Source organism: Jannaschia rubra, from assembly GCF_001403735.1.
Taxonomy (GTDB): domain Bacteria; phylum Pseudomonadota; class Alphaproteobacteria; order Rhodobacterales; family Rhodobacteraceae; genus Jannaschia; species Jannaschia rubra.
Map to the genome: position 1 here is coordinate 250,949 of NZ_CXPG01000021.1, position 11,914 is coordinate 262,862.

Sequence of the window (11,914 nt, forward strand, 5' to 3'; positions counted from 1 at the left end):
GCCATGGAACCGAAAATCACCGACAGCCATTGCCACCTGGACTTCCCGCAGCTCGCTGAGGAGCTTCCGGAGATCATCGACCGCGCCGCCGCCGCGGGCGTGCACCGCATGGTCACGATCTGCACGAAACTCCGCAACGCCCCCGCCGTCCGCACCATCGCCGAGAGCCATCCCGCGGTCTTCTGGGCCGCCGGGACGCATCCGATGTCGGTGGCGGAGGAGCCGATGGCCACGGTGGACGACCTTGCCGGGCTGGCCGGGCATCCGCGCATGGTGGGCATCGGCGAGACGGGGCTCGACTATCACTACACCGCAGACAGCAAGGCCGCGCAGCAGGAAAGCCTGCGCGTGCACATCGAGGCCAGCCGCCGCACCGGCCTGCCCCTCATCATCCACGCGCGGGACGCCGACGACGACATGGCGCGCATCCTGTCCGAGGAGCATCGAGCCGGGCCCTACCGTTGCGTCATGCACTGCTTCAGCAGTGGCGCCGCGCTGGCCGAGGCGGCGCTCGACCTGGGGTTCTATCTGTCGATGTCCGGCATCGTGGCCTTCCCCCGGTCGCAGGAGTTGCGCGACATCTTCGCGCGCGCGCCGCTCGACCGCGTGCTGGTCGAGACGGACAGCCCCTATCTCGCCCCCCCTCCCCATCGCGGCCGCCGGAACGAGCCGTCCTTCGTCAACCTCACCGCCCGCAAGGGCGCGGAGATCTTCGGAATGGACTACGCCGATTTCGCCGCCGCGACCGAGGCGAACTTCGAGCGGTTGTTCACCAGGGCACGGGTCTGACGCGCAAGGCTACGTGCGGATTTCCGACATGAGCAGCGTCTCCAGCATCCGGGGATCCTGACGCTCCGTCATGCCGGCGCGGCGGGCCATCAGGTGACCGGGCGCCACCAGCGCCTGCGGATCGGCCAGGCTGTCGTCGGCGGAGACGTCGAGCACCAGCGTCCGCCCCTCCTCCGTCGGGATCGACACCCATTTCCAGCCGTCGTTCTTCATCCTCAGCGCCTCGCCCCAGACGATGCCGAAGGCGAAGAACTCCTCGCCACCGTATTCCGCGATGAAATCCTCGGCCAGAAGGCCGGTCAGGTGGTCCATGATGGCGTCGTGACTGTCGAGGACGGCCGCAGGCTCCGCATGGTCGGCGACCCAGGCTGTCCAGCCGTCGATCAGGGCGAGATCCTCGTCAGTCGCGGGCTGGCGGTCGTCGGTCATGGGCGCGGTCCTCGGCTCGGCAACATGGCGCGCACCCAACAGGTCGGGCGCCGCGACGTCAACCGCCGGCGTTCACCGCGACATCTGACGCGCCAGGCGGCGCGAGTTGGCACGGGTGGTCCGCCCGATCGGCGTCAGACCCATGCCGTAAGCCTGCGCCGGGGTCTTGCCGGCCATCAGCGCACCCATCACGGCCATGCCCGATTCAGTGAACGCAGTATGCTTTTCGCTGACCATGCGCGTGGTTTCACCCGCGTCGGCGGGGAACATGCCGGTCATTCCCATCATCCGCATGCCGATGACGCCCTGCGCCTCGACGAGCATCTGCGCGGTCCGCATTTGTAGGCGAAATAGTTCCATCATGTGTCGGTCTCCCGTGACCTTGTGGATCGCTCCGCGCACCCCGGTCCCCGCGACGCGACATGAGGTGATCGCGCGAAGTCCCATCAGGTTCCCGGAAATCCTGTCCTCCCGGGCCGACACAGCCAGCGGACCCTGTGCCGACATGCCCCCCGCCGTCAATATGTAGCCGACGATTTATTAACATCGCGTGAAGCATGCGTGCCGAAGCTCTGGCCTCGCGGGCGAGATCCCGCTAGGCGATGCGCCATGGACATGCTGACGATCCGACGACCCGACGACTGGCACCTACACCTGCGCGACGGCGACATGCTGCGCCTCGTGGCGCCCCAAAGCCGCCATTTCGCGCGCGCCATCGTGATGCCCAACCTCGTACCGCCGGTGGTCACGGGCGCGCAGGCCGCGGCCTATCGCGACCGCGTCGTCGCGGCGGGCTTCGCGCGGCCCCTCATGACGCTCTACCTGACTGAGGAGACCGATCCGGCCGACGTCGTCGCCGCCCATCGGGATGGCATCATCACGGCGGTGAAGCTCTATCCCGCCGGCGCCACGACCAATTCCGCCTCCGGCGTGTCCGACTTCGCCCGCGTCCGGCCCGTGTTCGACGCGATGGAGAAGGCGGGCGTGCCCCTCTGCCTCCACGGGGAGGTGACGGACCCCTCGGTGGACATCTTCGACAGGGAGGCGGCGTTCCTCGACCGGGTGCTGACCCCGCTCCGCGACGCGCATCCTGCGCTGAAACTGACGCTGGAGCATGTGACGACCTCCGACGCGGTCGACTGGGTGCGCGCGCACCCCGGCACGGGCGCCACGATCACCGTCCAGCACCTGATGGCCAACCGCAACGACATGCTGGTGGGCGGGATGCGGCCGCATTTCTACTGCCTGCCGATCCTCAAGCGCGCGGCCCATCAGGCCGCGCTGCGGCAGGCGGCCACCTCGGGCGAGGCGCAGTTCTTCCTCGGCACCGACTCGGCGCCGCATCCGACCCACGCCAAGGAAAGCGCCTGCTGTTCGGCCGGCTGCTTCACCGCGCCCCACGCGCTGCCCCTGCTCGCCCACGTGTTCGAGGAGGAGGAGGCGCTCGACCGGCTGGAAGGCTTCGCCTCGCTCCACGGCCCCGGGCACTACGGACTGCCCGCCAACGACGATACGATCACGCTGGCGCGCGGCGCGCTTGAGTTTCCGCCCGCAATCGAGGGGCACGGCCAGCGCGTCACCCTGTTCGACCCCGGCCACCCCGTGAACTGGCACGTCAAGGACACCGCATGATCCCCACCAGCTTTCCCCCCGCGCCCGAGATCGCGCGCCTGACCGCCCGCGCCCTGCTGGAAGTCGAGGCCGTGCACTTCAACGCGCGCGAGCCGTTCACCCTGGCCTCCGGCCTGCCGAGCCCGACTTACATCGACTGCCGCAAGCTCATCTCGTTTCCCCGCATCCGCGCGACGCTGATGGATTTCCTCGCCGTCACCGTGATGCGCGACGCGGGGTTCGAAGCGTTCACCAACGTCGCGGGGGGCGAAACGGCGGGCATCCCCTTCGCCGCGCTGATCGCGGAACGCCTGTCGCTGCCGATGACCTATGTCCGCAAGAAGCCCAAGGGCTATGGCCGCAACGCCCGGATCGAGGGCGTGATGGGCACAGGCGACCGCGTCCTGCTGGTCGAGGATCTGACCACCGACGGGGGCAGCAAGCTGTCCTTCGTCGACGCGATCCGCGAGACGGGCGCCACCTGCGCGCATACCGCCGTCGTCTTCAGCTACGGCATCTTTCCCGAGACGGAACAGACGCTGGGCGATCACGGCGTCGCGCTGCATGCGCTCTGCACCTGGTGGGACGTGCTGGCCGAGGCGCGCGCGCAGAGCAGCTTCGACGCCGAGACGCTGGAAGGGGTCGAGGCGTTCCTGAACGATCCCCGCGCCTGGCAGGCGGCGCGCAAGGGCTGAGGCGCCGATGCGTCTTGTCCCCGCTATCCACAGGCACCCGGCGTTGCCGAAATCGGACCGGCGGGGTATCGTGCTGGCAACCAGAAAAACCGGGGCGGGGATGCAGGCATGAACACGGTCGCACGATTGGAGTCCGGGATTCCCGCCGCCGCGGACGCCCAGCTTCCCCACAACATCGAGGCCGAGCAACAGCTTCTGGGCGCGCTGCTGACCGACAACGACCTCTATGACCGCGCGGCCAGCGTGATCCGGGGCGAACACTTCTACGACCCTGTCCATGCCCGCATCTTCGAGATCTGCGCCGCCCGCATCCAGAAGAACGCGCTGGCCTCCCCCGTCACCCTCCGCCCCTTCCTGGAGGAGGACGAAGGGCTGAAGGCGCTCGGCGGGCCGGCCTATCTGGTGACGCTCGCGGCCTCGGCCGTCGCGGCCTACGCGGTGCGGGACTATGCCCAGATGATCTACGACCTGGCGATCCGCCGGGAGCTCATCGCACTCGGCCGCGACATCAGCGCGCAGGCCAACGACGTGACCGTCGATCGGGAGCCTTCCGACCAGATCGTCGATGCCGAATCCAAACTCTACGCATTGGCCGAACAGGGCCGGTCGGAATCGGGGTTCCAGTCGTTCCTGTCGGCCATCAAGCAGGCCGTGGATATCGCCAACGCCGCCTATCAGCGCGACGGCGGGCTGGCTGGCATCTCCACCGGCCTGATCGACATGGACAGGAAGCTGGGCGGTCTCCACCGCTCCGACCTCCTGATCCTCGCCGGGCGGCCGTCGATGGGCAAGACCTCGCTCGCCACCAACATCGCCTTCAACGTGGCCAAGGCGTACCGCCGCGGCAAGACCTACGACGGGCGCGACGGCGCGGTCGAAGGCGGCGTGGTCGGGTTCTACTCGCTTGAAATGTCGGCCGAACAGCTTGCCGCCCGCATCCTGTCGGAGGCGGCCGAGGTGCCGTCGGAACAGATCCGCAAGGGCGACATGACCGAGGCCGAGTTCCGCCGCTTCGTCGAGGCGGCCAAGGCGCTGGAATCCTGCCCGCTGTTCATCGACGACACGCCGGCGCTGCCCATCTCGCAGCTCGCCGCACGGGCCCGTCGGCAGAAACGGACGCATGGCCTCGACCTGCTGATCGTGGACTACCTGCAACTGGTGACGGCACCCGGCAAGGGCGACAACCGCGTAAACGAGGTGTCGGCCATCACGCAGGGCCTGAAGGCCATCGCCAAGGAGCTCGACATCCCCGTCATCGCCCTGTCCCAGCTTTCGCGCCAGGTCGAGAACCGGGAGGACAAGCGCCCGCAACTGTCGGACCTGCGCGAATCCGGCTCCATCGAGCAGGACGCGGACGTCGTGATGTTCGTCTACCGCGAGGAATACTACAAGGAACGCGAAAAGCCGGGCGACCACCAACTCAACAAGATGGCCGAATGGCAGGCCGCGATGGAGGCGGTGCACGGCAAGGCCGAGGTCGTCATCGGCAAGCAGCGTCACGGCCCCATCGGCACCGTGGAACTCAGCTTCGAGGGGCGGTTCACGCGCTTCGGCAACCTCGTCAAACCGTGGCAGGAAGGCCGCGGCTGACTTGACGCAGGCGCCCGCCCCGCGCATCACCGCGGCATGGCGACCGGAACCCTCCTCATCGATCTAGAAGCCATTGCGGCCAACTGGCGCGCGCTGGACGCGATGTCGTCGCCTGACTGCGAGACGGGCGCCTGCGTCAAGGCCGACGCCTACGGTCTGGGCGTGGCCAAGGTCGCGCCGCGCCTGTTCCGCGCCGGCTGCCGCGCGTTCTTCGTGGCCACCGCGGAGGAAGGGATGGAGCTGCGCCGGGTCCTGGGGCCGGAGCCGCGCATCTATGCCTTCTATGGACACATGGCGGGCGATACGGCGACGCTGAAGCGCGGCGACGTGGTGCCGATGATCTGCTCCGTCGATCAACTGGCCCGCCATCTGGAAAGCCTGCCGCGCCATCCCTTCGGGTTGCAGCTCGACACCGGCATGAACCGCCTCGGACTCAAGCCTGCCGAATGGGCCGCCGTCGCCGAACTGGCGCTCCGGGCCGATCCGGTGCTGGTGATGTCGCACCTTGCGTCCGCCGATGAACCCGACTCTCCGCAGAACCTCGCGCAGCTTGCGCTTTTCAACGACCTGACCGAAGGCATCGACCCGCCGCGCAGCCTGGCCGCCACCGGCGGGATCCTTCTGGGCGAGGACTGGCATTTCGACATGGTGCGCCCCGGCATCGGCCTCTACGGCGGGCTGCCCTGGGCGGAGGCCGACCCGGTCGTGTCGCTCGACCTGCCGGTCATCACCTGCTTCGACGTCGAGACGGGGGACAAGGTCGGCTACAACGGCACCTGGACCGCGCCCGAGACATCGCGCATCGCCACGGTCGCGGGCGGCTATGCCGACGGCCTGTTCCGCGCGCTGTCGCCGGGAATGGACGTCATGGCCGGGCCGGTGCCCTGCCCCGTCGTCGGCCGGGTGTCGATGGACGTAATGGGCGTCGACATCAGCCATCTGGACGCCGACCCCGAATCGGTGCGCGTGCTGGACGCCCATCGCACCGTCGACGCGGTCGCCGCCCACGCCGGAACCATCGGCTACGAGGTGCTGACGTCGCTCGGTCGCCGCTACGACCGGCGGTATCGCGGCGACACGGACCAGGTCTAGCGGTCGGCGGATTTTCACCGACCAGATTTGCCAGTTCACGGTGAAATCACGGAACCCTTTCAGATTTGTGACGTTTGATAGGCGGAATCCTGCTAATGTGGTGACACGAGCAGCCAGGAATTCGACTGACACCGCAACTCGAAGGGTCCGGCCAGATGAACGATATGTCCCGCTCCGTCGCCATGGCGACCACCATCATCCAGCAGATCAGCGGTCTCGTGCTGCTGTTCGTCGCCGCAGCACTTCTCGTGGCGACGGGCGGCGCGGCCCTGGGGCTGCTGCCCTGGATCGACCTGCCCGTTTCCATCGGCGGCGCCGAAGTGGCGCAGGCCGGGATGATCGCCCAGATCGGCCTGACGCTCCTCGTCCTCCTGCTCCTCGGGTTCCTGCCCGCCAACGCCCGCGTCCGCCGGTTGGAGCTGACGAGCCGTCGCTTCCATCTGTCCATGGACGACGTCACCCGCGCCTATGCGGCCGTCCACGCCGCCGACCGCGACGGGGTCTTCGGCCTCAGCCGCGAATTCGACGCGATGCGCGAACGCATCGAATGGATGCGCAACCACCCCGACCTCGCCACGTTGGAGCCCGACGTGATGGAAGTCGCCGCACAGATGTCGGTCGAGAGCCGCGACCTCGCGCAGGTCTATTCGACCGAGAAACTGGACCGCGCGCGGACGTTCCTCAAAAGCCGGCAGGAGGAGATCGACGGCTACCGCGAGCGCATCGACATGGCGCGCTCCACCGTCGAGGAGATCCGCCGCTGGACGCAGGCCGTCTCGGTCGAGGAACGGACGGTCGAAAAACAGCTCGACCGCCTGAAGCGCGACTTCGCGGAACTGATCGACGGCCTGCCGCAACCCGGCCGCGCCCGTCCACGCAACGTCGTCGGCATGCCGCGCCCGCGCCGCGACGGGTCCGACCGGCTGGTGACGCCCGCCGAATGATCCGGACTGCTCCGCGCGATCGGCCTTGCGCCGCCGCGCGGATTGGACCAAAACGCGAACATGGCCAAACCCGTGACCCAGTTCGCCTGCGCCGAATGCGGTGCGATCCACAAGAAATGGACCGGCCGTTGCGACGGTTGCGGTGCCTGGAACTCCATTCAGGAGGAAGTGCCCCTGTCGCAGGGGCCGTCTAAGAAGTCGCTGGGCGGGATGAAGGGCAAGCGAATGGCCCTCACCGACCTCGCAACGGAGGAAGCGCCACCGCCGCGGACCCTTTCGGGCCTCGGTGAGCTCGACCGCGTGCTGGGCGGCGGCCTCGTGCCCGCCTCGGCCACGCTGGTGGGCGGCGATCCGGGCATCGGCAAGTCCACCCTGCTCCTTCAGGCCGCCGCCGCCTTCGCCAACGCCGGCCACAGCGTCGTCTATGTCTCGGGCGAGGAGGCGACGGCGCAGGTCCGCATGCGCGCCCAGCGGCTGGGTCTGGGCGACAGCGCCGTCAAGCTGGCCGCGGAAACCAACCTGCGCGACATCCTGACGACGCTGGAAGCCGAGAAACCCGACCTTTGCATCATCGATTCGATCCAGACGATGTGGGTCGACACCGTGGACAGCGCGCCGGGCAGCGTCAGCCAGGTCCGCGCCTCCGCGCAGGAACTCACGAGCTTCGCCAAGCGCTTCGGCACCTCGGTCATCCTCGTGGGCCATGTCACCAAGGAAGGCCAGATCGCCGGCCCCCGCGTGGTGGAGCACATGGTCGACACCGTCCTCTATTTCGAGGGGGAGCGCGGCCACCAGTTCCGCATCCTGCGCGCCGTCAAGAACCGCTTCGGCCCAGCGGACGAGATCGGCGTGTTCGAGATGACGGGCATGGGCCTGGCCGAAGTCGCCAATCCATCGGCCCTGTTCCTCGGCGACCGCGACGCCCCCGCCCCCGGCAGCGTCGTCTTCGCCGGGATCGAGGGGACGCGCCCCGTGCTGGTCGAGATCCAGGCCCTCGTGGCGCCCAGCCAACTGTCGCAACCCCGTCGCGCGGTCGTCGGCTGGGACGGCAGCCGCCTGTCGATGATCCTGGCCGTGCTTGAGGCGCGGACCGGCGTCGGGTTCCAGGGTCTAGACGTCTATTTGAACGTCGCGGGCGGCATCCGCATCAGCGAGCCTGCGGCCGACCTCGCCGTCGCCTGCGCCCTGCTCAGCGCGCGCGAAGACGCCGGCATCCCCCCCGACACCGTCGTTTTCGGCGAGCTGTCGCTGTCCGGCGCCCTGCGTCCGGTGGCTCAGGCTGAAAATCGGTTGAAAGAAGCCGCCAAACTTGGTTTTACCGCCGCAATGGCGCCCAAAGGGTGCAAGACCGGGGATGCGGGCGGCATGGGGCTGCGCCTGCTTCCGGACCTCGCCACGCTTGTGGGTGAGGTGTTCGGGGCGGGCTGACCGTTCCCGGTGACAAGGGGACGACATGGACGGCTTCACCATCGTGGACGGCATCGTTGCCGCCATCATCCTCATTTCCGCCATCCTCGCCTATTCCCGCGGCCTCGTGCGGGAGGCGATGGCAATCCTCGGCTGGATCCTCGCGGGTTTCCTCGCCTTCACCTTCGCCGCCGTCGCCGCCCCGCTGGTTCAGGAAATCCCCTATGTGGGCAACGTCCTGGGCGACAACTGCGAACTGACGCTGATCGCGGCCTTCGCGCTCGTCTTCGTGGTGGCGCTCATCGTGGTGTCGCTGTTCACGCCGCTTCTGTCGGGCGCGGTGCGCGGCTCGGTGCTTGGCCCTGTCGACCGGGGGTTCGGCTTCCTGTTCGGCGTGCTGCGCGGTCTGCTCCTCGTCGCGGTGGCTTTCCTCGTCTACGAACGGGTGACCGTGGGCGAAGCCATGCCCGAAGTGGCGAACAGCCGGTCCGCCGTGATCTACGACCGTGCCCGCGGCGGGATCGAGAACCGCATCCCCGAGGACGCGCCGGGCTGGGTCATGCTGCGTTATGAATCGCTCGTCGGCACCTGCGGCGCGCCGGTCGCCCCCGTCGAAGGCACCGTGCCCCCCGCCGCCACGCAATAGGTCCGGCCGCGCGCGCAGGGTGGTGACAGCGGCGCCGCCGCCCCCTATGTGGGGCGCAACGCTCCGATCACAGCAGGACACGCGCGATGACCGACTGGCGCAGCACTCCCTTCGACGACGACAAGCTGCATGAGGAATGCGGCGTCTTCGGCGTGGTCGGCGTCAGCTCGGCTGCCAATTTCACCGCGCTCGGCCTTCACGCCCTGCAACACCGCGGGCAGGAGGCGGGGGGCATCGTCGTCCACGATCCCGAACAGGGGTTCAATTCCGAACGCCGCTTCGGCTACGTCCGCGACACCTTCACGAGCCAGGACGTGATGGACCGCCTGCCCGGCCCCATCGGCATCGGCCACGTCCGCTACTCCACCTCCGGCTCCAAGGGCGCGACCGCCATCCGCGACGTGCAGCCCTTCTTCGGCGAATTCGCCATGGGCGGTGCCGCCATCGCGCACAACGGCAACATCACCAACGCCGATGCCCTGCGCCGCGAGTTGATCCAAAGCGGGTCGATCTTCCAGTCGTCCAGCGATTCCGAATGCATCATTCACCTGATGGCGCGGTCGCTTCAGCGCAACATCCCCGAGCGGATGAAGGACGCCCTGCGCCGGGTCGAGGGCGCGTTCAGCATCGTGGCCATGACGCGGACCAAGCTCATCGGCGTGCGCGATCCGTTGGGCGTCCGTCCCCTGGTGCTGGGCCGCGTCGATCCGGAGGAGGACGGCGGCTGGTGCCTCGCCTCCGAGACCTGCGCGCTCGACATCATCGGCGCCACCTTCGTGCGCGAGATCGAGCCGGGCGAGATGGTCGTGATCTCCGACGCCGGCGTCACCTCGCACCGCCCCTTCGACCCTCGGAAATCACGGTTCTGCATCTTCGAGCATGTCTACTTCAGCCGCCCCGATTCGATCTTGGGCGGCCGCAGCGTCTATGAAACGCGCGAGGCGATCGGCCGCGAACTGGCCAAGGAAGCCCCGGTCGAGGCCGATCTGGTCTGCCCCGTCCCGGATTCCGGCACGCCCGCCGCCATCGGATACAGCCTCGAATCGGGTATCCCCTATGCGATGGGCATCATCCGGAACCAGTATGTCGGTCGCACCTTCATCGAACCCAGCGAGTCGATCCGCAACATGGGCGTGCGCCTCAAGCTCAACGTCAACCGGGCGCTGATCCGGGGCAAGCGCGTGATCCTGGTGGACGATTCCGTCGTGCGCGGCACCACGTCGCGCAAGATCAAGGAGATGATCCTCGACGCCGGCGCGGCCGAGGTCCATTTCCGCATCGCCTCGCCCCCGACGGCCTGGCCCTGCTTTTACGGCGTCGACACGCCGCAGCGTGAAAAGCTGCTCGCCGCCACCATGACGGCGGAGGAGATGCGCGCCCATCTGGGGGTGGACAGCCTGCGGTTCATCACGCTCGACGGCCTCTATCGTGCGGTGGGCGAGGCAGGCGGCCGCGACGACGCCAGCCCGCAATACTGCGATGCCTGCTTCTCGGGCGACTACCCGGTTTCGCCTTCGGACCAGATCACCAACGGCTTTCAGTTGAAGGCAGCAGAATAGACTGTATCCATTTGACCGACTTGAAGATGCCATCCACCCGCGCCAATGTGTCGCGGATGACCCTTCGCCTGCGCCCGCATCACGTCCTCTGCTCCGTCGGCTTCGAGGGAGTCGGATACGACGATGCGTTCACCGCGAACATGAGCAATCTGGTCCGCGGTCAGCTTCGCGCGCCCGGCGGGCAGGACATGAACATCCTCATCAGCGGCCACGCCGACGCGATCTGCGCCCCCTGCCCCAAACGTCGCGGTCTGGGCTGCGCCTCGCAGGACCGGATCGACCGCTTCGACGCGGACCACGCCGAACTTCTCGACCTGGCGCCCGGCCAGTTGCTCACCTGGGGCGAATGTCTGGAGAAGGTGCGTGAAAACGTGGTGCCCGACGACCTTGACCGCATCTGCCGCGACTGCCCATGGCTGCCGGGCGGCATGTGCAAGGCGGCGGTCGCCCGCCTGATCCAATGACGAAAGCCGGCCCGAAGGCCGGCTTTCCGAACCGTTCCGATACGCCGTGTCAGGCGCGTTTGCCAAGCACCGCCAGGCCGCCCGACACGATCACCGCCGCCAGCACCGCCTTGACCGCGTCGCCCAGAAGGAACGGCGCCGCGAAAGCGCCGAAAAGCGCGCCCGGCCCCATGTCGGCGCCCGGAACCGTCACGCCCATCGCCGAGGCCACGCCCAGCGGCCAGGCAAGGCCCGGCACATAGAGCAACGCCGAGGCCGCAAGGCCCACGCCCGCCAGCTTCAGCGGCCCGGTCACGCCCCGGTCCGTCGCCAGACCCGCCAGCCACGCCATGCCCACGAAGCCCACGAGGAACCCGGCCGTCGGCCCGAAGAACGCCGCGCCGTTGCCGAAGTTCGCCAGAACCGGCGCGCCCATCGCCGCCTGCGCCAGCCAGGCCAGCACCGTCAGCGCGCCCAGCCGCGACCCGAGCGCGAAGCCCACCGACAGGATGGCCAGCGTCTGCAACGTCACCGGCACGGGATAGAACGGCACCGTCACCTGGCTCGCGGTGGCCAGCACGGCGGTTCCGGCCAGCACCAGGGCCGCCTGTTTCGTCAGGGTCATGCGGCCCAGGGCCGTCGCGGTGGGGGTCATGTGGTCCTCCTTCGGGGGATCTGCGCTCCCCGTCCTTTTCCGCGCCCGCCCGGT

At 68.5% G+C, this 11,914-nt stretch carries 13 protein-coding genes; 10 read left to right on the forward strand and 3 right to left on the reverse strand.

Annotation, left to right across the window (positions count from 1 at the left end; all coding sequences use genetic code 11):
- The first annotated feature begins 3 nt into the window (after positions 1-3).
- Positions 4-789 carry a TatD family hydrolase gene (locus JAN5088_RS14730; RefSeq protein ID WP_055683580.1) on the forward strand — a complete coding sequence of 262 codons (786 nt, stop codon included), beginning with the start codon at positions 4-6 and terminating at the stop codon, positions 787-789.
- A gap of 9 nt (positions 790-798) precedes the next feature.
- Here JAN5088_RS14730 and JAN5088_RS14735 read toward each other — a convergent pair whose 3' ends face one another.
- Both JAN5088_RS14735 and JAN5088_RS14740 read right to left on the reverse strand, forming a co-directional pair.
- A complete protein-coding gene (locus JAN5088_RS14735) occupies positions 799-1,218 on the reverse strand; it encodes a DUF3806 domain-containing protein (RefSeq protein WP_055683581.1) in 420 nt (139 codons plus the stop codon).
- A 72-nt stretch (positions 1,219-1,290) separates the two neighbouring features.
- Positions 1,291-1,542, reverse strand: a complete 252-nt coding sequence (locus JAN5088_RS14740) for an antifreeze protein (protein WP_143114691.1) — start codon at positions 1,540-1,542, stop codon at positions 1,291-1,293.
- A 285-nt stretch (positions 1,543-1,827) separates the two neighbouring features.
- Here JAN5088_RS14740 and pyrC point away from each other — a divergent pair, with 285 nt between their 5' ends.
- The 9 genes from pyrC (at position 1,828) to JAN5088_RS14785 (ending at position 11,226) form a co-directional block, all read left to right on the forward strand.
- Positions 1,828-2,850: a dihydroorotase gene (gene pyrC / locus JAN5088_RS14745; RefSeq protein ID WP_055683583.1), complete on the forward strand. Its 1,023-nt coding sequence runs from the start codon at positions 1,828-1,830 to the stop codon at positions 2,848-2,850.
- The gene (locus tag JAN5088_RS14750; RefSeq protein WP_055683584.1) at positions 2,847-3,524 is read left to right on the forward strand and encodes an orotate phosphoribosyltransferase; all 678 of its coding nucleotides are present in this window, start codon (positions 2,847-2,849) and stop codon (positions 3,522-3,524) included. Before pyrC ends, JAN5088_RS14750 begins: the two co-directional genes overlap by 4 nt.
- 108 nt (positions 3,525-3,632) lie before the next feature.
- Positions 3,633-5,114 carry a replicative DNA helicase gene (locus JAN5088_RS14755; RefSeq protein ID WP_055683585.1) on the forward strand — a complete coding sequence of 494 codons (1,482 nt, stop codon included), beginning with the start codon at positions 3,633-3,635 and terminating at the stop codon, positions 5,112-5,114.
- Between the two features lie 36 nt (positions 5,115-5,150).
- A complete protein-coding gene (gene alr / locus JAN5088_RS14760; protein ID WP_055683586.1) occupies positions 5,151-6,206 on the forward strand; it encodes an alanine racemase in 1,056 nt (351 codons plus the stop codon).
- Between the two features lie 155 nt (positions 6,207-6,361).
- Complete coding sequence (locus JAN5088_RS14765) at positions 6,362-7,150, forward strand: hypothetical protein (RefSeq protein ID WP_055683587.1); 789 nt, start codon at positions 6,362-6,364, stop codon at positions 7,148-7,150.
- Positions 7,151-7,210: 60 nt separating this feature from the next.
- On the forward strand, positions 7,211-8,578 hold the full coding sequence (gene radA, locus JAN5088_RS14770; protein ID WP_055683588.1) for a DNA repair protein RadA: 1,368 nt from the start codon (positions 7,211-7,213) through the stop codon (positions 8,576-8,578).
- Between the two features lie 25 nt (positions 8,579-8,603).
- A complete protein-coding gene (locus JAN5088_RS14775; protein ID WP_055683589.1) occupies positions 8,604-9,203 on the forward strand; it encodes a CvpA family protein in 600 nt (199 codons plus the stop codon).
- Between the two features lie 86 nt (positions 9,204-9,289).
- Positions 9,290-10,762, forward strand: coding sequence for an amidophosphoribosyltransferase (purF, locus tag JAN5088_RS14780; RefSeq protein ID WP_055683590.1), 1,473 nt, complete (start codon positions 9,290-9,292; stop codon positions 10,760-10,762).
- Positions 10,763-10,773: 11 nt separating this feature from the next.
- A complete protein-coding gene (locus tag JAN5088_RS14785) occupies positions 10,774-11,226 on the forward strand; it encodes a DUF1284 domain-containing protein (RefSeq protein ID WP_233489804.1) in 453 nt (150 codons plus the stop codon).
- A gap of 49 nt (positions 11,227-11,275) precedes the next feature.
- On the opposite strand, the gene JAN5088_RS14790 is transcribed toward JAN5088_RS14785, so the two are convergent.
- Positions 11,276-11,860 (reverse strand): biotin transporter BioY, encoded by a 585-nt coding sequence (locus JAN5088_RS14790; protein WP_055683591.1) that lies wholly within the window; start codon positions 11,858-11,860, stop codon positions 11,276-11,278.
- Between the last annotated feature and the right edge of the window lie 54 nt (positions 11,861-11,914).

What these genes read in the sequence shown, in the direction of transcription:
- JAN5088_RS14730 (WP_055683580.1), top strand. Translation starts at nt 4, where the DNA reads ATGGAACCGAAAATCACCGACAGCCATTGCCACCTGGACTTCCCGCAG.
- JAN5088_RS14735 (WP_055683581.1), bottom strand. Translation starts at nt 1,218, where the DNA reads ATGACCGACGACCGCCAGCCCGCGACTGACGAGGATCTCGCCCTGATC.
- JAN5088_RS14740 (WP_143114691.1), bottom strand. Translation starts at nt 1,542, where the DNA reads ATGCTCGTCGAGGCGCAGGGCGTCATCGGCATGCGGATGATGGGAATG.
- pyrC (WP_055683583.1), top strand. Translation starts at nt 1,828, where the DNA reads ATGGACATGCTGACGATCCGACGACCCGACGACTGGCACCTACACCTG.
- JAN5088_RS14750 (WP_055683584.1), top strand. Translation starts at nt 2,847, where the DNA reads ATGATCCCCACCAGCTTTCCCCCCGCGCCCGAGATCGCGCGCCTGACC.
- JAN5088_RS14755 (WP_055683585.1), top strand. Translation starts at nt 3,633, where the DNA reads ATGAACACGGTCGCACGATTGGAGTCCGGGATTCCCGCCGCCGCGGAC.
- alr (WP_055683586.1), top strand. Translation starts at nt 5,151, where the DNA reads ATGGCGACCGGAACCCTCCTCATCGATCTAGAAGCCATTGCGGCCAAC.
- JAN5088_RS14765 (WP_055683587.1), top strand. Translation starts at nt 6,362, where the DNA reads ATGAACGATATGTCCCGCTCCGTCGCCATGGCGACCACCATCATCCAG.
- radA (WP_055683588.1), top strand. Translation starts at nt 7,211, where the DNA reads ATGGCCAAACCCGTGACCCAGTTCGCCTGCGCCGAATGCGGTGCGATC.
- JAN5088_RS14775 (WP_055683589.1), top strand. Translation starts at nt 8,604, where the DNA reads ATGGACGGCTTCACCATCGTGGACGGCATCGTTGCCGCCATCATCCTC.
- purF (WP_055683590.1), top strand. Translation starts at nt 9,290, where the DNA reads ATGACCGACTGGCGCAGCACTCCCTTCGACGACGACAAGCTGCATGAG.
- JAN5088_RS14790 (WP_055683591.1), bottom strand. Translation starts at nt 11,860, where the DNA reads ATGACCCCCACCGCGACGGCCCTGGGCCGCATGACCCTGACGAAACAG.